Below are 20953 nucleotides of genomic sequence, written 5' to 3'. Positions count from 1 at the left end.
ACGCCTGAGAAAACAGAGATGGAACAAGCGCATACCCGGTTAATCGCTCAACTGAATGAACGGATCGCCGCGCCTGACAACACGCCGCTGTACCTGAAATTTGCCGAAACGGTAAAAAACGCGGTGCGCAGCGGGGTGCTGGAGCACGGGAATATTTTGCCCGGCGAGCGCGATCTGAGCCAGTTAACCGGGGTGTCGCGCATCACCGTGCGAAAGGCGATGCAGGCGCTCGAGGAAGAGGGCGTGGTCACTCGCTCCCGTGGCTATGGCACGCAAATCAACAATATCTTTGAATATTCGCTGAAAGAGGCGCGCGGTTTTTCCCAGCAGGTAGTGCTGCGCGGCCAAAAGCCTAATACGCTGTGGGTCAACAAGCGGGTGGTGAAGTGCCCGGAGGAGGTCGCAAACCACCTGTCGATCCCTCCGGACAGCGAGGTCTTTTTGCTCAAGCGCATTCGCTATGTGGATGACGATGCGGTATCGATTGAAGAGTCCTGGGTGCCGGTCGGGCTCATTCCCGATCCGGATGCGATTGGCATTTCGCTGTACGATTACTTCCGCAGTCAGAATATTTTCCCGCAGCGCACCCGTTCACGGGTTAGCGCCCGCATGCCGGACAGCGAGTTTCAGGCGCACATTAAAATGGACGAAAAAATACCGGTGCTGGTGATCAAGCAGGTCGCGCTTGACCAACAGCACCGGCCGATTGAGTACAGCATCAGCTACTGTCGCAGCGATCTATACGTCTTTGTGTGCGAGGAGTAGCGCCTCGCGAGTCGGGGCGCAGTCCCCGCCGCGGTGGCTGACTACCCAGGACGCCAGCCCGGCAAGCGTGCCGCCCGCGTGGCTGTCGCCAGCGCCAATGGTGTCCACAACCGTCGCCGGGAACGCCGGAACAACGCCCGCATCGTCGCCGTCATACCACGCGGCACCGTCTTTATCATGACGCACAATCAGCGCGGCGCCGAAGCGCTGCTGCCACTCAGCACCCAGGTTGTCAGCCGCTACGCCCAGTCGTTCGGCTGCGATCTCTGCTTCCTGACGATTAAGCGACACGATCGGCCTGCAGGCCATAATCCGCGCCATCAGAGCGTCGGGAATATCCGCGGTGCGGGGGCCGAAATCGATAAAGGCCGTCACGTCCTGTAATCCCTCCAGCCAGCGTGTCAGCAGCTCGCCGCACGGCGAGGCGAGCTGATAGCCGGATAAATAGACCAGGCTGTTCGACGGGATGTTAAGCACATCAAGCCAGCTCTGCTGCCACTGGTTCTCCACGCCGCTAAAGGACATGAAGGTGCGCTCTCCGTCTGGCTCCACCAGCGCCAGGCACCAGCCGTTATCGCCGGTTTCGGCCGCAATGGCGCTGTGCAGATCCTGCTTCGCCATGGCGTTGCGAATAATATCCGCCCAGACGCCGTGACCGACGGGCAGGGCGTTTTGCGACGCAATGCCGAGCCGTTTCAGAGCGATGGCAATGTTTAGCGCGCAGCCGCCAATATTCACGCCCTGCTGTTTGAGTTCGATATCGCACCCGCGCCAGGGCAGGGCGTAGGCGTCGGCGATGACGTCAATCACCGCCGCGCCCAGCACCGTCACCGGCCGCGCGGCGTGCAGGGTGTCGAGACGTTGGGCAAACGAATTCATACGCCCTCCCTTTGCTCCCGGTAGTGCAGCAGTTTCTCGCAATAGTGGCCGAAATCGAGCCGGTTGACGGCGTCGAGCTCGGCTTTGAGCGCCGGGTCAATCGCCTGCACGCCGTGGAGCGCGCCGCAGATGGCCGTCGCCATCGCGCCAATGGTGTCGGTATCGCCGCCCAGGTTGGCGCATAAAATGGCGCAGCGGTTTGGGTCGGTTCCCGCCAGTTCGACCATCGCAATGGCCGCCGGAACGGACTCAATGGTGCTGGTTCCGGCCCCCACGAGCTGGTAAACCTGCTCGCTGGCGGACTCAACCCCGTTGGCTTCCCGCACGGTCTTAAGCGCCAGCTCAATACGTGCCGCCAGCGATGCGCTGAAGGTGGTGGTTTTCGCCTCCTGCGCATAGCGGGCGATACCCGGCAGCGCATCGACGATGTTCTGCCAGCTTTCGCCGTCGATAGCGCGGGAAACCGCCCAGGCAATCACCACCGCGCCGGCAATGGCGAGGTCCGATTTATGGGTCGGGCTGGAGGCCAGCGCCACCTGCTCAACAAAGTGTTCCAGACGCGTGGCCGGGAGCAGGCAGCCGAGCGGAGAGGCGCGCATCGCTGCCCCGTTAGTCACGCCGTTGTTGTCCAGTTCGCTAACCGGCTTGCCGTCGCGAATCGCGTTAAGCGCGATTTTGGAGGTCGGGCCGAGCACGTTCTTATTAAACGCGTCAAAATCGAGCGCCCAGCGCAGAATATGCTTGCCGATAACGTCCGCGTTAATCTCCCCGTCGCACTCGACGATCGCATCCGCCAGGCACAGCGCCATTGAGGTATCGTCGGTGAACTCTGCCTGTTTGAAATAGCAGGCCGCATTATTCTCTGCCGGGCCGGGTAAAAAGCGGTCGATCCAGCCGAAATGCGCCTTGACGCGCTTTCTCGGCCACAGCTCCGACGGCATACCCATCGCATCCCCTAACGCCTGCCCGTAAAGGGCACCGAGAATACGTTCTTGTTTCATTTAACTTCCCCTTGTGTCAGCGCGGCATCGCCATCAACCACCGCAATGGCGGCGATCTCTTTATCCGATTCGCGGAAAAACAGCATAAACAGCACGGCAATCACGGCAATCATGATTGCACCAAACGTCCACATTCCGGCCCAGTTGAAGGTCAGCCCATTCACCGGCTCTTTGTATGCGAACATTTTTTCCATCATCACGCCGCCCAGGCGGTAACCCAGCAGGCTACCAAAGCCCTGACAGCACAGCGTAATCAGGCCCTGCGCGGCGGTGCGCATGTGCACCGGCGCTTTTTTGTCCACGTAGATGTACGCGGTGACGTAATAGAAGTCGTAGCTAACGCCGTGCAGCAGAATGCCGAGGAACAGCAGGGCGTAGGTAAAGTACTGTTCCGCTCCACCGTAAACAAAGAACCCGTAGCGGATGGCGGCGGTAATCAGGCCCAGCAGTAAGACCTTCTTAATACCAAAGCGTTTGGTAAAGAACGGCAGGGCGAGCATAAAGAAGATTTCGGAGAACTGGCCGAGCGTCATCCAGCCGGTGGCGTTTTTCATCCCCACTTCGGTGAGATAGCCGTTGGCGAAGATGTAATAGAAGGCCAGCGGCATGGCGAACAGGAACGAGCAGAAGAAGAACACTAGGAAGTTTCTGTCGCGCAGCAGGATTAACGCGTCCAGCCCGAGCATCACTTTGAAATCCAGCTTGCCGGTACTTTTCGGCGGCGTATTCGGCAGGAACAGGGCAAACACGCCGAGCAGGGCGGAGCTGGCTGCCGTCATCAGCAGCGGGATGTTGGTGTCGGAAATATCGCTGTAGCCCAGCATCTGCGGCAGGAAACCGCACGCCAGCCCGGAGGCGATCCAGCCGATGGTACCCATCACGCGGATGCGCGGGAAATCGGCCTCAACGTCGTCCACGTTGGCAAAGGCGATACTGTTGGTCAGCGCGATGGTCGGCATATAGGTCAGGGAGTAAACCAGCAGCAGCGGGAAGAAGGTGCTGAACTGGGTTTGCTGCGCGGCGAAGTACATCAGAATGGCTCCGGCGAACATCAGCACTGACAGCACTTTCTGCGCGGCGAAGAAGCGGTCCGTCAGCGAGCCGACCAGAATCGGGGAGAGGATCGCGGCAATAGCGGTACAGGCGTAAGACCAGCCGATTTCCCCGGCGGTAAAACCGCTTTTGCTCAGCCACAGCCACAGCGGCACAAACCACGCGCCCCAGATAAACCATTCAACAAACATCATGAATGACAGTTGGACTTTCGTTTTCATTTTTTAATCCTGCATGTCAGAGAGGGTACGCCTTTAACATACCACTCAATAATACCTTTTAAATACCTTTGTGGCGATTGTTTGATCAATGTAACAGTTTTGTTGTACACGAATCGAGCCAGCAGATTGTGCTGAAAAAAAAAGCAAAGAGTGGAAAATCTGTTAAGTCGGTACCAGGCTTAGTCTGCCCATAAAAGATGGGACTGGATAAACACACACCGACACGACGTCGGACTTACGGGAGTATCACATGACTGATATTGCGCAGTTGCTTGGCAAAGACGCCGACAGCCTTTTACAGCATCGTTGTATGACCATTCCAGCCGACCAGCTGTATCTGCCTGGTCACGACTACGTTGACCGCGTGATGATCGATAACAACCGTCCGCCTGCGGTCCTGCGAAATATGCAGACGCTCTACAACACCGGGCGGCTCGGCGGCACCGGGTATCTCTCTATTCTGCCGGTGGACCAGGGCGTGGAACACTCTGCGGGCGCCTCTTTTGCGGCAAACCCGCTCTACTTCGATCCGAAGAACATTGTTGAGCTGGCGATTGAAGCGGGCTGTAACTGCGTGGCGTCTACCTACGGCGTGCTGGCCTCGGTTTCGCGTCGCTATGCCCACCGCATTCCGTTCCTTGTGAAGCTGAACCATAACGAAACTCTTAGCTACCCAACCGAATATGACCAGACCCTCTACGCCAGCGTCGAGCAGGCGTTCAACATGGGCGCGGTGGCGGTAGGGGCGACGATTTACTTCGGCTCCGAACAGTCCCGTCGTCAGATTGAAGAGATCTCCGCGGCGTTTGAGCGCGCGCACGAGCTGGGCATGGTCACCGTGCTGTGGGCATATCTGCGCAACAACGCGTTCAAGAAAGACGGCGTGGATTACCATGTATCCGCCGACCTGACCGGGCAGGCGAACCACCTGGCGGCGACCATCGGCGCGGATATCGTGAAGCAGAAAATGGCCGAGAATAATGGCGGCTACAAAGCGGTGAACTTTGGCTACACCGATGACCGCGTTTACAGCAAGCTGACCAGCGATAACCCGATCGACCTGGTGCGCTACCAGCTGGCGAACTGCTACATGGGCCGCGCGGGGCTGATCAACTCCGGCGGCGCGGCGGGCGGTGATACCGACCTGTCAGACGCGGTGCGTACGGCGGTGATCAACAAACGCGCGGGCGGCATGGGGCTGATCCTTGGCCGTAAGGCGTTTAAGAAATCGATGGCCGACGGCGTGAAGCTGATCAATGCGGTTCAGGACGTCTATCTGGACAGCAAAGTCACGATTGCCTGACGGCTCCATCTCCCTCTCCCCGATAAGAGAGGGTTGGGTGAGGGCATCATTGCTCACCGTGTGATACATCAGCGCAAAAGCACGCAGTCCGGCGGTAGCCGGCACTGCAGCGCGCCGGGCAACACCTCAATGCGGAACTGCGTTCCGCTCAGCGGCTCTCCGTCGAGGTTAAAGGTCATCCCGTGCGGCGCATTCACTTCAAACCACGCCGATTTCCCGGCGATGATATTTGGACTCTCTTCCGGCTGCGTCAGCGTGGTAAACAGCGCGGGCAGCAGGCCGTCGCCCGTGAAAATACGCAGCTGGAGCTGACCGTCATTGATCAGCGCCTCCGGGCAGAGCTGCTGTCCGCCGCCCGCCTGACGCCCGTTGCCAATCCCAATCACCAGCGCATCACCCTGCCACTGAAAATCCTCGCCGCGAATTTCGCAGCGGTCAGGCTTGAGGGTGTCCATGCGCATCAGGCCGTGGATCAGGTATGACACGCCGCCCAGCGCCGCCTTCAGCTTTTCCGGCGTTTCGCTGGTGATGCGCGTGCCAAACCCGCCCGTCGCCATATTGATAAAGCAGGTTTTATCATTCACCTGCGCAATATCCACAGCGGTGGCCTTGCCGAGGATCGCCAGCTGGAGCGCTTTCTCCAGCTCTTCCGGGATCCCGGCGCTGGTGGCAAAATCATTGGCGGTGCCGAGCGGTAAAATACCCATCACCGGCCGGTTTGCCGGGGGCAGGTCGATAAGCGCTGACGCAATCTCATTGATGGTGCCATCGCCGCCGCCGGAAATGATGGTGCTGACGCCAAGCCCGAGGGCTTCATTGATATAGCGTGCCGCGTCGCCTTTTTCCCACGTCACCCTGACGTGAATGCGCGCGCCGTCATCGCGCAAACCCTGAATTGCCTGACGCAACAGATCGTTGCCCGCGCTTTTGCCATTGAGAATCAATAAACTGTCTGGATAGGTTGCCATCCGCGCTGCTCCCTTTTTTAGCGTTAGTAAGAGTGTATAGCAGAGAGGAAAAAAGCGGGTAAGAACAGGATGAAAGGAACAAAATATGCCCGAAAGCGCGTTACACTCCAGCGATGATAGTAACGTAATCACAGGAAAGTGATGATGAATAAAATTTTGGTAAGCGCGTGCCTGATGGGCTTTAAGGTTCGTTATAACGGAAGTGAAAAAGCGCGAATGAACGAGCTGCTCGCTCGCTGGCAGCAGGAAAAGCGTCTGGTGATCCACTGCCCTGAACTTGCGGCCGGGATGCCTGTCCCTCGTCCTCCGGCAGAGATTATGTCCGCTGATGGCAAAGACGTAATGCACGGGCAAGCCAGAATTAGTGAAAATACAGGGCAGGATGTGACTGAGCAGTATCAGCTTGCAGCCTGGCTCGCGCTACGCGCTGCTCAGGAGTCGGGGTGTAGCGCAGCGCTATTAACCGATGGCAGCCCCACGTGCGGCAGTCAGTTTATTTATGACGGATCTTTTCGCGGGATCCATAAAGCGGGGAGGGGTGTGGCTGCATCGTTGCTCGCAGAGCATGGGATAACCGTGTTCTCTGAGGGGCAAATCGACGAGCTTATTGCCTGGATTGAGGAGAGAGAAGGCAAAAAATAAGCCCGCGTAAGGGAGATTACGCAGGCTAAGGAGGTGGTTCCTGGTACAGCTAGCATTTATGGGTTATGTTTTTCAGCGGGGGGATAATACCCGTATTGAACGAAGCGGTATGTGATCCGATTCTAAGAATTATCCCAGCGCGAAAAAATTTCCCTGATTAACTATTTGCCGTGCGGGTTTCGGGTGCTTTCACCGTTGAAGTTACGCATCAGCAGCGCAAACTTCAGCTCCACCTCTTCCGGAACCGGCAGCCATACGGTATGCCCGTCGCCCGGCGCCACGTCAATCGCCTCGCCTTTGCCGTTTTCCAGATGCTCCAGCGTAAAGTTCATGTTGCCCTGCGGGGTCATCAGCTCCAGGCTGTCGCCTTTGGTGAACTTGTTTTTCACCGCGACGGCCGCCAGCGCGCCTTTGCGCTCGCCGGTAAAGTCACCGACAAACTGCTGGCGCTCGGAAACGGAGTAGCCGTGCTCGTAGTTCTGGTAGTCATCGTGAGTATGACGACGCAGGAAGCCCTCGGTATAGCCGCGGTGCGCCAGGCCTTCCAGGGTTTCCAGCAGGCTGGTATCGAACGGTTTACCGGCCGCCGCATCGTCGATGGCTTTGCGGTACACCTGTGCGGTACGCGCGCAGTAGTAATAGGATTTGGTGCGGCCTTCGATCTTCAGGGAGTGCACGCCCATCTGCGTCAGACGCTCGACGTGGGCGATGGCGCGCAGATCTTTCGAGTTCATGATGTAGGTGCCGTGCTCGTCTTCAAAGGCGGTCATGTACTCGCCCGGACGTTTGGCTTCTTCAATCATAAACACGCTGTCGGTTGGCGCGCCGATGCCCAGCGTCGGCTCAACGTTGGTTACCGGAATAGGCTCGTGCTTGTGCACGATATTACCGACGTCATCCTCTTTGCCTTCCTGGACGTTATATTCCCAGCGGCAGGCGTTGGTGCAGGTGCCCTGGTTCGGGTCGCGCTTGTTGATATAGCCGGAGAGCAGGCAGCGGCCGGAGTAGGCCATGCACAGCGCGCCGTGAACGAAGATTTCGATTTCCATATCCGGCACCTGGGTGCGGATCTCTTCGATCTCTTCCAAAGAAAGCTCGCGGGACAGGATGACGCGGGTCAGCCCCATCTGCTTCCAGAATTTCACCGTTGCCCAGTTGACGGCGTTAGCCTGTACGGAGAGGTGAATATCCATCTCCGGGAAATTCTCCCGAACCAGCATGATTAAACCCGGGTCCGACATGATCAGCGCGTCCGGCCCCATATCCACCACCGGCTTCAGGTCGCGGATAAACGTTTTCAGCTTGGCGTTGTGCGGCGCGATGTTCACGACCACGTAGAATTTTTTGCCCAGGGCATGCGCTTCGTTGATGCCGAGCTGCAGGTTCTCGTGGTTGAATTCGTTGTTGCGCACGCGCAGCGAGTAGCGCGGCTGGCCCGCATAAACGGCGTCGGCACCATAGGCGAAAGCGTAACGCATATTTTGCAGCGTTCCCGCCGGGGAAAGGAGTTCCGGTTTAAACATGTTTGTTCTCGTTCTGATGACAGGTCAGATCCGCGTGCACCAGGTGCAGCGGTAAGGGGAGATCCCCCACTTTAAGGGCGGGCATTGTAGCGCCGCGGGGCAGGGAGGTAAAGCGTCGAGTCGTATCACCGCCCATCCGGCGTGTACGCATATTTTTAGGTATTGTCTTTACCATCTGGCTTGAAAGACCGAGGCAATGCCGTTTCCCGCTTTCAGTACAAGCGTGGACTGAACGTCATTGCTTTTGCTTAATTCGAATCAACCAGATACAGGAAAACTAACTGATATTGAGATCGTGTATAACTTTTGAGCGTCATCAAGTCGTCTGTTCAGGAACCTATCTGAATACGTAGCTTGATTAATGAAGAGAAAAAGACGGAATCTGTTTATGAACCGTTACCATTTGTCAGGGGAAGAGTATGGCGAGGCTGGATTTCTGTGAACTTGCTTCTGCAAGCGCAGATACTGCAGATAGCGACCAATTTGAGAAGTTCGCAAAAATATTCATGGAAAAAATTTTGGGAGGGATTGTAACTAAAGGCCCAAGCCGGGGGGCGGATGGTGGCATAGATATACGGGTTGAGTTTGATATTGCCGGATGTCGAATTGCCAAACTTGTTAGCTGCAAACACTACGCTCCTTCTAAAAAGTCCGTTGGTCGCAGTGATGAAGAGGACATTCAGGACAGACTTGCTGAATTTGAATGTGATGAGTTTGTTGGATTTTATTCCACCATTGCATCGTCCGGACTTGAGCAAAAACTGGAGCGACTGAAAGCTAAAAAAGGGATTTTGTACCAGATTTATAATTCAGAGGATATTGAAACCTTATTACTGGAAAATCATGCGGGCTTTCAGTTAGCAAAGCGTTTTTTTCCTCGTTCAGTACAAAATATATTACCACAATTTATTGCTCTACTGCCCACCTTCACATCCTGTGACGCAGTGCGTCATTCTTCAGGTTGGATAGTCCCGGATGTTTATAGTGACTACGAGCCACGGGTCTACGCCTGTAATGCTAATTTAGCTGCACAGTATGCAAATGAGAAGGCGATGAATGATATCCATGAACCTATGTTCTTGCAGGCATGGAAAGATGCCGTTCATATGTTTTCAGATTATTTCATTATCCCTGCTGCCGGTATTAACAGTGTAAGCAATATTAATGAATTACCACCGGACTGGGATACTTCAGACGATATAATAAATTTATCCGCCGGGAAACGATGGGCACTTTTGGCTATCTGGAGTTTTTTTGATGATAAAAAGGTTAATGCTATTTTGAAGAAAATGCATAAACATCCTTCTCAGCAAGATTTGAACGTTATTAGCTTCGCTTTCCTGGCGATGATAACTGGCACCGAGCGTCGCGATGTATTAGCGCGACTTTTTGCTTATGCTACACCTTTTCGTTCCTGGTAAGGCCACAGTTTTAATGTCTGGAGTCTCTGCCCCGCAGTGCTGCGGGGCAATATTCTCACATTATCCTGCACGCATCCGCTTCCCAGCGATACCCCACGCCATACACCGCGCGGATAAACGACTGCTCGGCGTCTAGCGCCTCCAGCTTGCGGCGCAGGTTTTTGATGTGGCTGTCGATGGTGCGGTCGGTCACGACGCGGTAATCGTCATACAGGTGGTTCAGCAGCTGCTCGCGGGAGAACACTTTTCCCGGCTCGTGGGAGAGGGTTTTCAGCAGGCGGAACTCCGCAGGCGTCAGGTCCAGCAGCTTGCTGCGCCAGCTCGCCTGGAAGCGGCTTTCGTCGACAATTAGCGGGCTTTCGGCATCGAGCACCTGAAGCTCGCGCTGCGGCCTGCAGCGGCGAAGAATGGTTTTCACGCGGGCGACCACTTCACGCGGGCTGTAGGGTTTGCAGATGTAATCGTCCGCACCAATTTCGAGCCCCAGCAGGCGGTCAATCTCTTCAATTTTGGCGGTGACCATGACGATCGGCACGTCGGAGAAGCGACGAATTTCCCGGCACAGGGTCAGACCGTCAACGCCCGGCAGCATCAAATCCAGCAGGATCAGATCCGGCGGGGTCTGGCGCACGTATGGCAGCACCTGGTCGCCGTGGCTTATCAGCGATGGAGCGTAGCTGGCCGCACGTAAATAGTCGATCAGCAGCTGCCCAAGCTTCGGCTCGTCTTCCACAATCAAAATGCGCGGCGTGTTTTCGTCAATCGGTAACTCGGTCATACTTCTCTCGATAAATCCCGTTCCAGAGGTAACTCTACTGTAATGCTAACCCCGCCAAAAGGCGAATGGGCGGCGCGGATCGTGCCATTATGCGCCTCGACGATGTTAACGCAAATCGCCAGCCCCAGTCCGGAACCGCCGCTGGCGCGGTTACGGGAGCCTTCGGTACGGTAGAAACGTTCAAACAGTTTTTCCAGCTGCGCGTCCTGCACGCCGGGGGCGGAGTCCGCGAAGGTGAGGGCAAAGCGCCCGTTTTCCTGCCTGCCGGAGATATGCAGCCCGCCGCCGCTGTCGGTGTAGCGCAGGCTGTTTTCCAGCAGGTTATTGAACAGCTGCATCAGCCGGTCTTTGTCGCCAAACACCACCGCGCTGTCCGGCAGGGAGAGATCGATTTTCAGGTTGCGGCTGGCAAACCGCTCGCGGAAGGCGCCGCTGATCACTTCCAGAATGTTAATCACGTCCACTGGCGCCTTCTGGTAGGCCAGCGCGCCTTCATCGGACATGGAGAGCTGGTGGAGATCGTCCACCAGCTTGGTGAGCGTGCCCACCTCCGCCTGCAGAGAGGCCACCGATTCAGGCGTAAACTGGCGCACGCCGTCCTGGATGGCCTCCAGCTCGCCGCGCAGCACCGCCAGCGGCGTGCGCAGCTCGTGGGAGATATCGGCCATAAAGTCGCGGCGCATCTGCTGGTTCTTCTCCAGCGTGCTGGCAAGCTGGTTAAAATCCTGCGCCAGCTTGCCCAGTTCGTCCTGGCTGCGGGTATCGACGCGGGTGGTAAAATCCCCGGCGGCCAGCTTGTGCGTGCCTTCCACCAGTCTTTTCACCGGGGCGAGCAGACCGCGCGCCAGCGGGAAGGTGGCGAGCGCGGCGAGCAGGGTGGAGAGGGCGACAATCAGCCAGCTTGTCCGGCGCTGCTGACGGTCAAAGTTGATGTCGGTGTTGCGCGTCAGACGCTCCACCGGGGAGGCGATAACCCAGCCGACCGTCGCATTGTTGACTTTGATTGCACGACGGGTGCCGTCCGGCGGGATCGGCGCACGCGGACCCACCAGCGTGCGCATGTCCTGGTCAATCACCCAGAACTGGGTGCGCCAGCCGTGCGGCGGCATGCCCGGCCCCGGGCGATCGTCACCGGTATCGTGCTCCAGCGAGCGCAGGATCTGGAAAATAAAGCGGTCGTTATTGCGCAGAAAACGCCAGTTGCCGTGCTGGGCGTACTGTTCACTCAGCGCATCGCTTAAGCCCTGTAAACGCTGTTCATTGCCATGCTTGATGTAATCAATAAAACCGCGCTCGAAGCTAATCCGCACCGCCCAGTGCATGGTGATCAGCAGGACGATACAGGTGGCAAATATCGCCAAGAAGAGCTTGCCGGTAATGCCCGGACGCCAGAATTTCATGAGCCACTCCTTTTGCCGCGCCTAATCACGACGTTCTTGCTGGTATCATCCGGCACTCTGGCGAAGATGAAAGCGGGCAGGGCGATGATGACCGCCATGCTGAGATAGGTATACAAAAAGACCTGATGCGCCACCGGCGTGTCGACGCTGAGATGGTGCTGGCCGTACATGCCGAGCAGTAAACCCGCGATGGTCACCCCGACGCTCATTGAGAGCTGCATGATCATCGACAGCAGGCTATTGCCGCTGCTCGCCAGATCGTCCGGCAGATCCTTCAGCGTCAGGGTATTCATCGACGAGAAGCGCATGGAGTTGACGATCCCCTGGCAGAACAGCACCAGCGGCAGAACGTAGTACCAGCCCATCAGCGCCACGGCCATAAACAGCAGGCTCACCAGCGCAAGCCCCAGCGTGGCGGTCACCAGCACGTGACGATAGCCAAAGCGGTTCACCACCTGCACCACGATGCGCTTCATTCCCATGCTGCCGAGCACCATCGGGATCATCATCAGGCCCGCGTGGAACGGCGAAAATCCCATTCCGATTTGCAGGAAAACGGGCGTCATAAACGGCAGCATGCCGCTGCCGACGCGCCCGGCGAAGCTGCCAAACAGGCCAAGGCGATAGGTGGGGTTTTTAAACAAGCTCAGGCTGAACAGCGCCTTATCGTTACCTCTGGCATGCCGCAGATACCACAGAATGGCGGTGATGCCGATAACGACCAGCATCCCCAGCGTCAGGGGCGAAATGCCGAGCCCCTTTTGCCCGTCGAGCGCCAGGGTCAGCGTGGCCATGCCCGCCGCCAGCAGGATAAAGCCGAAGAAATCAAAGCGCCGCGTCTGCATTTTGTAGTTCGGCATCAGCGTCAGGGTGGCGATGGCGCCGATGATGCCAACAGGAAGATTGATTAAGAAGATCCAGTGCCAGGAGGCGTACTCCACCAGAATGCCGCCGAGCGCCGGGCCCAGCAGCGGACCCACCTGACCGGGCAGGGTCACAAAGGTCATCGCCGCCATGTACTGCTCGCGCGGCACGATCTTCATCACCGTTAGCCGCCCGACGGGCACCATCATCGCCCCGCCGACGCCCTGCAGCACGCGTGCCATCACCAGCTGGTCGAGGGTGTTGGCCTGGGCGCAAAACAGCGAGCCGGTGGTAAACAGCACGATGGCGGTAAAGAAGATATTGCGCACGCCCACTTTGTCCGCCAGCCAGCCGCTGGCTGGCAGCATGACGGCCACCGTCAGCACGTAGGAGACAATCACCATATGCATATGCAGCGGGCTCTCCCCCAGGCTTTTCGCCATGGAGGGGAGGGCGGTGTTGACGATGGTCGTATCCAGCGACTGCATAAAGAAGCCGAAAGCGACTATCCAAAGCTGCCAGCGAACGTTAGCGGGAAGATCGGTCATTTACTCGGTCACCGTGGTTCTGTTTTTACGCGAAAAGCGCAGCCGCAGGCGGTCGAAGAACAGATAGACCACCGGCGTGGTGTACAGCGTTAGCAGCTGGCTCATGACCAGGCCGCCGACGATGGTGATCCCCAGCGGCTGGCGCAGCTCTGAGCCGTCGCCGCCCGAGATAACCAGCGGCAGTGCGCCAAACAGCGCCGCCAGGGTGGTCATCATGATCGGACGAAAACGCAGCAGGCAGGCCTGGAAGATGGCCTCTTCCGGCGACAGATTGCCGTTGCGCTGGGCGTCCAGGGCGAAATCCACCATCATGATCGCGTTTTTCTTCACGATGCCGATCAACAGCATGATCCCAATGAGCGCGATCAGGCTGAACGGCGCGCCGAACAGCTCCAGCGCCAGCAGCGCCCCCACGCCCGCCGACGGCAGCGTCGAGAGAATGGTCAGCGGGTGAACGTAGCTCTCGTACAGCACGCCCAGCACAATATAAACCGTGGCGATGGCGGCCAGAATCAAAATCACCTGCGAGTTCATCGTCTCCTGGAACACCTGCGCGGTGCCGGCAAAGCTGCCGCGCACGGTGGACGGCACGCCAAGCTGCGTCATCGCGCGGTTGATTGCGTCGCTGGCTTCAGAAAGCGACGAACCGGCGGGCAGGTTAAAGGAGATGGTCGACGCCGCCGACAGCCCCTGATGGTTCACCGACAGCGGCGCGTTGGCAGGCTGCCAGCTGGCAAAGTAGGAGAGCGGAATCGCCTTGCCGTCGTTGTTAATCACAAACATTTTGTCCAGAGCGCTGATGTCCTGGGTGTAGCGCGGATCAACTTCCATCACCACCTTGTACTGGTTCATCGGCTGGTAGATGGTGGAGATCTCGCGCTGGCCGAAGGCGTTGTTCAGCAGGCTGTTGGCGGCTTCAACGTTAATGCCCAGCCGCGACATGGTTTCGCGGTCGTAGGTCAGGGCCATCTCGGCGCCGTTGTCCTGCTGATCGGAGTTGACGTCCGCCAGCTCCGGCAGGGCGGCCAGCGCCTTGCGGATCTTCGGCTCCCACTCGCGCAGGGCGGCTAAATCGTCCGAGAGCAACGTGTACTGATAGCTGGCGTTCGCCTGACGGCCGCCGACGCGGATGTCCTGAACGGCCATCAAAAACAGGTTTGCCCCCGGCTCTTTGGCGAGCTTCACCCGCAGGCGGTCAATCACCTGCTGGGCGGTTTCGTTGCGCTCGCCGCGCGGTTTCAGGGTAATAAACATCATCCCGCTGTTAACGCGTGACCCGCCGGTAAAGCCGGTGACGTTATCCACGGCTTTGTCTTCACGAATGATCTTCATAAAGTCCTGCAGCTTGCCGCGCATCGCCTGGAACGAAATGCTCTGGTCCGCCTGAATCCCCCCCATCAGCACGCCGGTGTCCTGCTCGGGGAAGAAGGTTTTCGGGATGGTGATGTACATCCAGACGTTGAGCACGATGGTGCCGATCAGCACCAGGCCGACCAGCCGGGTATGGTTCAGCACCCACTTCAGCGATTTGCCGTAGCCTTCCTGCATCGCCATCAGGAGGCGACCAAAGCCTTTGCGGCGCGGCTGCGAATGGGGCTTGCTGCGCTTGAGCATCCAGCCGCACATCATTGGCGTCAGCGTAAGGGAGATAACCAGCGAAATCCCGATGGCGACGGAGAGGGTGACGGCGAACTCGCGCAGCAGCCGGCCCGGCAGCCCGCCCATCAGCAGCAGCGGCAGGAATACCGCCACCAGCGACAGGCTCATGGAGAGCACCGTAAAGCCCACCTCGCGCGTGCCCTGCAGCGCGGCCTGCAGCGGCTTCACGCCCGCTTCCAGGTGGCGGGAAATGTTTTCCAGCACCACGATGGCGTCATCCACCACGAAGCCCGTCGCTATCGTCAGGGCCATCAGCGACAGGTTGTTGAGGCTAAACCCGCACAGGTACATGGCGGCAAAGGTACCGATCAGCGAGACCGGCACGGCCACCGCCGGGATAAGCGTCGCGCGACCGGATCGCAGGAACAGGAAGACCACCAGGATCACCAGCGCGACGGAGATAATCAGCGTTTGCTCCACCTCTTCAAGCGAGGCGCGAATGGTCGGGGAGCGATCCTGGGCAATTTGCAGATCGATTGCTGCCGGGATGGTCTCCTGCAGGTCCGGAAGACGGGCGCGAATGCTGTTCACCGTCTCAATAATGTTCGCTTCCGGCAGCTTGCGGATCATCAGCAGAATGGCCGGTTTCGCGTTGGTCATCCCGGCGTTACGCACGTCCTGCACCGAGTCGGTGACGCTGGCGACGTCGCTCAAGCGCACCGCCGCGCCGTTGTTGTAGTGAATAATGAGCGGCTGATATTCCGCGGCGGTTTTCAGCTCGTCGTTGGTGTGGATTTGCCAGCGGTGGCTACCGTCCTCAATCGCCCCCTGCGGTTTGCGGACGTTGGCCGTGCTGATGGCGGAGCGCACGTCATCCAGCGACACGCCCTGGTTGAACAGCGCCTGCGGGTTTAGGCCGACGCGCACGGCGGGCAGGGAGCTCCCGCCGACGCTCACGTCACCGACGCCGTTAATTTGTGAGATTGTCTGCGCCAGCTGGGTAGACGCAAAGTCGTAAAGCTGCCCCTGCGAATACGTATCCGAGGTCAGCGTCAGGATCATGATCGGCGCATCGGACGGGTTGGCCTTGCGGTAGGTTGGGCGGCTCGGCATCCCGCTCGGCAGCAGGCTTTGTGCGGCGTTGATGGCCGCCTGCACGTCGCGCGCCGCACCGTTAATATCCCGGTCGAAGCTGAACTCCAGAATGATGCGCGTGCTGCCCAGCGAGCTGCTGGAGGTCATCTCGTTGACCCCCGCAATCCGCCCGAGCGAGCGCTCCAGCGGCGTGGCAACCGACGAGGCCATGGTCTCCGGTGACGCGCCCGGCAGCGAGGCGCTGACCATGATCACCGGGAAATCCACCTGCGGCAGAGGCGCTACCGGCAGCAGCCGGAAGCCCAGCACGCCGCAGAGGGTAATGGCGAGCGAGATTAAAATCGTCGCCACCGGGCGATAAATGAAGAGGGCGAAAAACTTCACTTATGCCTCCTCTTCACGTTTCGGGAAGCGGCTTTTGGTCCACAGCGCCAGGCGGTCAAACAGCAGGTAGATAACCGGCGTAGTGAAGAGCGTGAGCACCTGGCTTACCAGCAGACCGCCGACCATGCCGATACCCAGCGGACGGCGCAGCTCCGCGCCGACGCCGGTGCTGAGCATCAGCGGCAGCGCGCCCAGCAGGGCGGCCAGCGTGGTCATCAGGATCGGGCGGAAACGCAGCAGACAGGCCTGGAAGATGGCGTCGCGCGGCGACATGCCCTGCTCGCGCTCGGCGGCCAGGGCGAAGTCGATCATCATGATGGCGTTTTTCTTCACGATCCCGATAAGCAGGATAATGCCGATGATGGCAATGACGTCCAGCTCGCTGCCCGCCAGCATCAGTGCCAGCAGCGCCCCCACGCCCGCCGTCGGCAGGGTAGAGAGGATGGTGATCGGGTGGATAAAGCTTTCGTACAGCACGCCGAGCACGATGTACATCGCCACGACCGCCGCGACGATAAGCCAGATGGTGTTACCCAGCGCGGCCTGAAACGCCAGCGTGCTGCCCTGGAACTGGGTCTGAATATCGGACGGGAAGCTGAGCTCTTTTTCAGCAGCCTGAATGGCCTCCACCGCTTCGCCGAGAGAATAATTGTCCGGCACGTTGAAGGAGATGGTGGTGGACGGGAACTGATCCAGATGGTTAATCGACAGCGGGGTATAGCGTTCTTCCACCGTGGCGATAGCGCTCAGCGGCACAATGCCGCCGTCTTTGCTGGTCAGGCGCACCGAGTCGAGCCCCGCCAGGCCGGGCGTATTCTCCGTGTTGTGCTCCAGCACCACGCGATACTGGTTGGCCTGGGTGTAGATGGTGGAGATCAGGCGCTGACCAAAGGCGTTGTACAGGGCGTTGTCCACATCCGACATGGTAATGCCCAGGCGGCTGGCGGTATCGCGGTTGACGTTCACGTATGCCGCCAGCCCTTTGTCCTGCCAGTCGCTGCTGACGTCGGCGAGCTGCGGCAGGGTGTTAAGCTTATTCACCAGCTGCGGCACCCAGGTGCTGAGCGCGTCCAGCGAGGTGGCCTGCAGCGTGAACTGGTACTGCGTGCGGCTGACCTGGGTATCAATGGTCAAATCCTGAATCGGCTGCAGGTAAAGCTCAACGCCCGGCACCCGCGCGACGGCGTTTTGCAGACGCTCAATGACGGCGTTGACGCGATCGTCGCGTTCATCCAGCGGCTTGAGGTTGATCTGCAGACGCGCGCTGTTGAGCGACGGGTTGGTGCCGTCGACGCCCACGTAGGAGGTCAGACTCTCGACCGCCGGATCCTTCATGATGATTTCGGACACCTGCTGCTGGCGCTGGGCCATACTGGCGAAGGAGACCGACTGCGGGGCCTGAAGCGTGCCCTGAATAATGCCGTTGTCCTGAATCGGGAAGAAGCCTTTCGGAATGAAAATCCACAGCATCACGCTGAGCGCCAGGGTTCCCAGCGCCACGCCGAGCGTGGCCCACGGATGGTTCAGGACTTTCGCCAGCACGCGTCCGTAGGCGGCAATAATCCGCTCGAACATGCGCTCGGAGGCGCGCGAGAAGCGGTTTTGCTTGCGAAGGGACTCGTGGCTCAGCATGCGGGCGCACATCATTGGCGTCAGGGTCAGCGACACCACGGCGGAGATCAAAATGGCGACCGCCAGCGTCACGGCAAACTCGCGGAACAGACGCCCGACGATATCGCCCATAAACAGCAGCGGGATCAGCACCGCAATCAGCGAGAAGGTCAGCGAGATAATGGTAAAGCCGATTTCGCCCGCGCCCTTCAGCGCGGCCGACAGCGGCTTTTCGCCTTTCTCGATATAGCGCGAAATGTTCTCGATAACGACGATGGCGTCATCCACCACGAACCCGGTGGCGATGGTGAGCGCCATCAGCGTCAGGTTGTTAATCGAAAAATCGAGGAACACCATCACCGCAAAGGTTCCGACCAGCGAGAGCGGCACGGCGACGGCGGGAATAATGGTTGCCGGGACGTTACGCAGGAACAGATAGATGATCATGACCACCAGCGCAATCGCCAGCATCAGCTCAAACTGGGTGTCGGTGACCGACGCGCGAATGTTCGTGGTACGGTCGGAAAGCACCTTCACGCTGACCGATTTCGGCAGGCTTTCGATCAGCTGCGGCAGCATGGTGCGGATGCTGTCGGCGGTTTCGATGATGTTAGCGCCCGGCTGGCGCTGCACGTTCATCACGATCGCCTGCTGCCTGTTGGCCCAGGCGCCGAGCCAGCTGTTTTCCGCGCCTTGCTCCACGGTCGCCACGTCGCCCAGACGCACCGGGGCGCCGTTCTGGTAAGCAATAATCAGCTGACGGTATTCATCGGCGGACTGCATCTGATCGTTGGCAGAGAGCGTCACGGCGCGGGTGGGACCGTCCAGCGAGCCTTTTGCCGAGTTAACGTTGGCGCTGCTGATGGCGGTGCGGATGGTTTCGCTGGTCAGCCCCAGCGCGGCAATCGCCTGCGCGTTAAGCTTCACGCGTACGGCGGGGCGCTGGCCGCCCGCCAGCGTGACGAGGCCGACGCCGGAGACCTGAGAAATTTTCTGCGCCACGCGCGTTTCGACCATGTCTTCGACCTGGGTCATCGGCATGGCGGAGGAGGTGACGGCCAGCGTCATGATCGGCGGATCCGCCGGGTTCACCTTGCTGTAGACCGGCGGGTTAGGCAGGTCGGACGGCAGCAGGTTGGTGGCGGCGTTGATGGCGGCCTGTACTTCCTGCTCGGCGACGTCCAGCGACAGCGTCAGCTGGAACTGCAGCGTCACGACGGATGCCCCGCCGGAACTCTGGGAGGACATCTGTTTTAGCCCAGACATCTGCCCAAACTGGCGCTCCAGCGGCGCGGTAATGGCGGACGTCACCACGTCCGGGCTGGCGCCGGGATAGAGTGTGACAACCTGAATCGTTGGGTAATCCACCTCCGGTAGCGCCGACACGGGCAGGAAGCGATAGCCGATAATCCCGGCGAGCAGGATCGCCACCATCAGCAGCGTGGTGGCGACAGGACGGAGGATAAACAGGCGTGACGGCCCGCCTGTAGAGCCTGGGGGCATAACCTGCATCAGGATTTCTCTCCCTGTTTCGCAGGTTCAACCACTTCCACTTTAGCCCCTTCGGTCAGACGGTCAATGCCGTCGGTGACCACGCGGTCGCCTGCGGAAAGGCCGGCGGCGATGACCACCGTCTGGCTGTCCTGGATACCGGTTTTCACCAGGTGCTTGCTGACCTTATTGTCGCTGTTAAGTACCCAGACGAAGTTACCTTCGTTACCCATCTGCAGGGCAGCCGTTGGGATCACCACCGCGTTCTCTTCGGTGGCGACCAGCATGCGCGCGTTGACGAACTGGTTCGGGAAGAGGGCATCGTCCTGATTGTTAAAGCGCGCCTTCAGCTTGATGGTGCCGGTGGTGGTGTCGATCTGGTTATCCAGGCTGAGCAGGGAACCTTCGCTCAGCTTCTGCCTGTTGCTGCGGTCCCAGGCTTCCACCACCAGACCTTTACCGGCTTTTTGCGCCTGCACCACGGTCGCGATTTCGCTTTCCGGCAGGGTAAAGACTAAATCAATCGGGTGAGTCTGGGTGATCACCACGATGCCCGTGGTGTCGCCGCTGGAGATCTGGTTGCCGATATCGACCTGCTTCAGGCCCACGCGTCCGTCAATCGGCGCGGTGATGCGGCTCCAGTCCAGCTGCAGCTGTGCGCTGGCGACGGCGGCCTCGTCGGCTTTGATGGTACCCTGCGTTTCGCTGACCAGCGACTGCTGGGTGTCCAGCTCCTGACGAGACACGAGGTTGGTTTTCACCAGCTGCTGGTAGCGGGCCAAATCGCGACGGGCGTTGGCGAGCGTGGCTTTGTCCTTCGCGAGCTGCCCCTGCGCCTGGGCGAGGGCGACCTTAAACTGGCTCGGGTCGATTTCCGCCAGCAGATCGCCCGCTTTAACCTGCTGACCTTCCTGGAAGTGAATGGCCATCAGCTGACCGTCGACGCGGCTGCGCACCGTCACGGTGTTGGCGGCGGTAATGGTTCCGAGACCGGTAAGGTAGCGAGGAACGGCTTTATTCACTGCCGTCGCCGCCTGTACCGGCGCCAGCGCGCCGCCGCGCATGCCGTGACGCCCTCCGCCTGCCGGGCGCTGTGCCTGACTATTGGCACCGGCGGGGGCTGCGGAGTTCGCGGATTGACTGTGCCAGTACCAGGCGGCGGCAAGGACCACCACAATGATGCCAGCGGCGATTGCCCAGCGGGATTTGTTACTGCCTTTCATCGTTATACGTTCTCATCCTGAAGACTTCGGGGAATGATACTAGTTTAGTCAGCTAACACAGCGGAAAAATGGAGGAAATATGGAAGACTGTCAGGAATGGTCTGAGTGTGGCGATCTTTTTAGCCGGGTGGCGCTTCGCTTACCCGGCCTACGGTTCGAGGATTTTGTAGGCCGGGTAAGGCGA

General features: G+C 59.0%; 15 protein-coding genes. 4 read left to right on the top strand and 11 right to left on the bottom strand.

The features are described 5' to 3' along the window. Positions 1-18: 18 nt before the first annotated feature. On the top strand, positions 19-765 hold the full coding sequence (locus tag EnteroDNA1_RS06730; RefSeq protein WP_023312428.1) for a GntR family transcriptional regulator: 747 nt from the start codon (positions 19-21) through the stop codon (positions 763-765). Here the strand turns inward: EnteroDNA1_RS06730 and EnteroDNA1_RS06725 are convergent. Genes EnteroDNA1_RS06725 through EnteroDNA1_RS06715 form a run of 3 tightly spaced genes read right to left on the bottom strand, consistent with a single transcriptional unit; the run spans position 739 to position 3919 of the window. Further along, positions 739-1644, bottom strand: coding sequence for a PfkB family carbohydrate kinase (locus EnteroDNA1_RS06725; RefSeq protein ID WP_069303070.1), 906 nt, complete (start codon positions 1642-1644; stop codon positions 739-741). The genes EnteroDNA1_RS06730 and EnteroDNA1_RS06725 overlap by 27 nt on opposite strands. Then, positions 1641-2645 carry an ADP-ribosylglycohydrolase family protein gene (locus EnteroDNA1_RS06720; protein ID WP_064672817.1) on the bottom strand — a complete coding sequence of 335 codons (1005 nt, stop codon included), beginning with the start codon at positions 2643-2645 and terminating at the stop codon, positions 1641-1643. The genes EnteroDNA1_RS06725 and EnteroDNA1_RS06720 overlap by 4 nt, the downstream gene beginning before the upstream one ends. Then, complete coding sequence (locus EnteroDNA1_RS06715; protein WP_033145997.1) at positions 2642-3919, bottom strand: nucleoside permease; 1278 nt, start codon at positions 3917-3919, stop codon at positions 2642-2644. Before EnteroDNA1_RS06715 ends, EnteroDNA1_RS06720 begins: the two co-directional genes overlap by 4 nt. Before the next feature lie 250 nt (positions 3920-4169). Between EnteroDNA1_RS06715 and fbaB the strand changes: the two genes are divergently transcribed. Then, positions 4170-5222 carry a class I fructose-bisphosphate aldolase gene (gene fbaB, locus EnteroDNA1_RS06710; protein ID WP_023312424.1) on the top strand — a complete coding sequence of 351 codons (1053 nt, stop codon included), beginning with the start codon at positions 4170-4172 and terminating at the stop codon, positions 5220-5222. A 68-nt stretch (positions 5223-5290) separates the two neighbouring features. On the opposite strand, the gene yegS is transcribed toward fbaB, so the two are convergent. Then, a complete protein-coding gene (yegS, locus tag EnteroDNA1_RS06705; RefSeq protein ID WP_033145995.1) occupies positions 5291-6190 on the bottom strand; it encodes a lipid kinase YegS in 900 nt (299 codons plus the stop codon). A gap of 141 nt (positions 6191-6331) precedes the next feature. Here yegS and EnteroDNA1_RS06700 point away from each other — a divergent pair, with 141 nt between their 5' ends. Further along, the gene (locus tag EnteroDNA1_RS06700) at positions 6332-6832 is read left to right on the top strand and encodes a DUF523 domain-containing protein (RefSeq protein WP_064672814.1); all 501 of its coding nucleotides are present in this window, start codon (positions 6332-6334) and stop codon (positions 6830-6832) included. 161 nt (positions 6833-6993) lie between these two features. Here EnteroDNA1_RS06700 and trhP read toward each other — a convergent pair whose 3' ends face one another. Next, positions 6994-8355 (bottom strand): prephenate-dependent tRNA uridine(34) hydroxylase TrhP, encoded by a 1362-nt coding sequence (trhP, locus tag EnteroDNA1_RS06695; RefSeq protein ID WP_023312421.1) that lies wholly within the window; start codon positions 8353-8355, stop codon positions 6994-6996. Between the two features lie 419 nt (positions 8356-8774). Here trhP and EnteroDNA1_RS06690 point away from each other — a divergent pair, with 419 nt between their 5' ends. After that, positions 8775-9776: a hypothetical protein gene (locus EnteroDNA1_RS06690; protein ID WP_048976170.1), complete on the top strand. Its 1002-nt coding sequence runs from the start codon at positions 8775-8777 to the stop codon at positions 9774-9776. Positions 9777-9831: 55 nt separating this feature from the next. Here EnteroDNA1_RS06690 and baeR read toward each other — a convergent pair whose 3' ends face one another. From baeR to EnteroDNA1_RS06660, 6 genes are read right to left on the bottom strand one after another with little or no spacing between them, the layout of a single operon-like run. Further along, positions 9832-10554, bottom strand: a complete 723-nt coding sequence (baeR, locus tag EnteroDNA1_RS06685; protein WP_023312418.1) for a two-component system response regulator BaeR — start codon at positions 10552-10554, stop codon at positions 9832-9834. Then, positions 10551-11954, bottom strand: coding sequence for a two-component system sensor histidine kinase BaeS (gene baeS, locus EnteroDNA1_RS06680; RefSeq protein WP_069303069.1), 1404 nt, complete (start codon positions 11952-11954; stop codon positions 10551-10553). Before baeS ends, baeR begins: the two co-directional genes overlap by 4 nt. Then, positions 11951-13366 (bottom strand): MFS transporter, encoded by a 1416-nt coding sequence (locus EnteroDNA1_RS06675; protein ID WP_069303068.1) that lies wholly within the window; start codon positions 13364-13366, stop codon positions 11951-11953. The genes baeS and EnteroDNA1_RS06675 overlap by 4 nt, the downstream gene beginning before the upstream one ends. Then, positions 13367-16444 carry a multidrug efflux RND transporter permease subunit MdtC gene (gene mdtC / locus EnteroDNA1_RS06670; RefSeq protein ID WP_047647327.1) on the bottom strand — a complete coding sequence of 1026 codons (3078 nt, stop codon included), beginning with the start codon at positions 16442-16444 and terminating at the stop codon, positions 13367-13369. After that, positions 16445-19567 (bottom strand): MdtB/MuxB family multidrug efflux RND transporter permease subunit, encoded by a 3123-nt coding sequence (locus tag EnteroDNA1_RS06665; RefSeq protein ID WP_069303067.1) that lies wholly within the window; start codon positions 19565-19567, stop codon positions 16445-16447. Further along, a complete protein-coding gene (locus tag EnteroDNA1_RS06660; protein WP_069303066.1) occupies positions 19567-20769 on the bottom strand; it encodes an MdtA/MuxA family multidrug efflux RND transporter periplasmic adaptor subunit in 1203 nt (400 codons plus the stop codon). The genes EnteroDNA1_RS06665 and EnteroDNA1_RS06660 overlap by 1 nt, the downstream gene beginning before the upstream one ends. Positions 20770-20953: the final 184 nt, after the last annotated feature.

The organism is Enterobacter sp. HK169, from assembly GCF_001719105.1.
Lineage (GTDB): Bacteria > Pseudomonadota > Gammaproteobacteria > Enterobacterales > Enterobacteriaceae > Enterobacter > Enterobacter asburiae_B.
The sequence above is the reverse complement of the archived record's forward strand: the minus strand, read 5'-3'. Positions and strand labels throughout refer to the sequence as shown.

Bases quoted from the DNA above. Each gene is read 5' to 3' on its own strand.
- EnteroDNA1_RS06730 (WP_023312428.1), top strand. From the start codon at position 19: ATGGAACAAGCGCATACCCGGTTAATCGCTCAACTGAATGAACGGATC.
- EnteroDNA1_RS06725 (WP_069303070.1), bottom strand. From the start codon at position 1,644: ATGAATTCGTTTGCCCAACGTCTCGACACCCTGCACGCCGCGCGGCCG.
- EnteroDNA1_RS06720 (WP_064672817.1), bottom strand. From the start codon at position 2,645: ATGAAACAAGAACGTATTCTCGGTGCCCTTTACGGGCAGGCGTTAGGG.
- EnteroDNA1_RS06715 (WP_033145997.1), bottom strand. From the start codon at position 3,919: ATGAAAACGAAAGTCCAACTGTCATTCATGATGTTTGTTGAATGGTTT.
- fbaB (WP_023312424.1), top strand. From the start codon at position 4,170: ATGACTGATATTGCGCAGTTGCTTGGCAAAGACGCCGACAGCCTTTTA.
- yegS (WP_033145995.1), bottom strand. From the start codon at position 6,190: ATGGCAACCTATCCAGACAGTTTATTGATTCTCAATGGCAAAAGCGCG.
- EnteroDNA1_RS06700 (WP_064672814.1), top strand. From the start codon at position 6,332: ATGATGAATAAAATTTTGGTAAGCGCGTGCCTGATGGGCTTTAAGGTT.
- trhP (WP_023312421.1), bottom strand. From the start codon at position 8,355: ATGTTTAAACCGGAACTCCTTTCCCCGGCGGGAACGCTGCAAAATATG.
- EnteroDNA1_RS06690 (WP_048976170.1), top strand. From the start codon at position 8,775: ATGGCGAGGCTGGATTTCTGTGAACTTGCTTCTGCAAGCGCAGATACT.
- baeR (WP_023312418.1), bottom strand. From the start codon at position 10,554: ATGACCGAGTTACCGATTGACGAAAACACGCCGCGCATTTTGATTGTG.
- baeS (WP_069303069.1), bottom strand. From the start codon at position 11,954: ATGAAATTCTGGCGTCCGGGCATTACCGGCAAGCTCTTCTTGGCGATA.
- EnteroDNA1_RS06675 (WP_069303068.1), bottom strand. From the start codon at position 13,366: ATGACCGATCTTCCCGCTAACGTTCGCTGGCAGCTTTGGATAGTCGCT.
- EnteroDNA1_RS06665 (WP_069303067.1), bottom strand. From the start codon at position 19,567: ATGCAGGTTATGCCCCCAGGCTCTACAGGCGGGCCGTCACGCCTGTTT.
- EnteroDNA1_RS06660 (WP_069303066.1), bottom strand. From the start codon at position 20,769: ATGAAAGGCAGTAACAAATCCCGCTGGGCAATCGCCGCTGGCATCATT.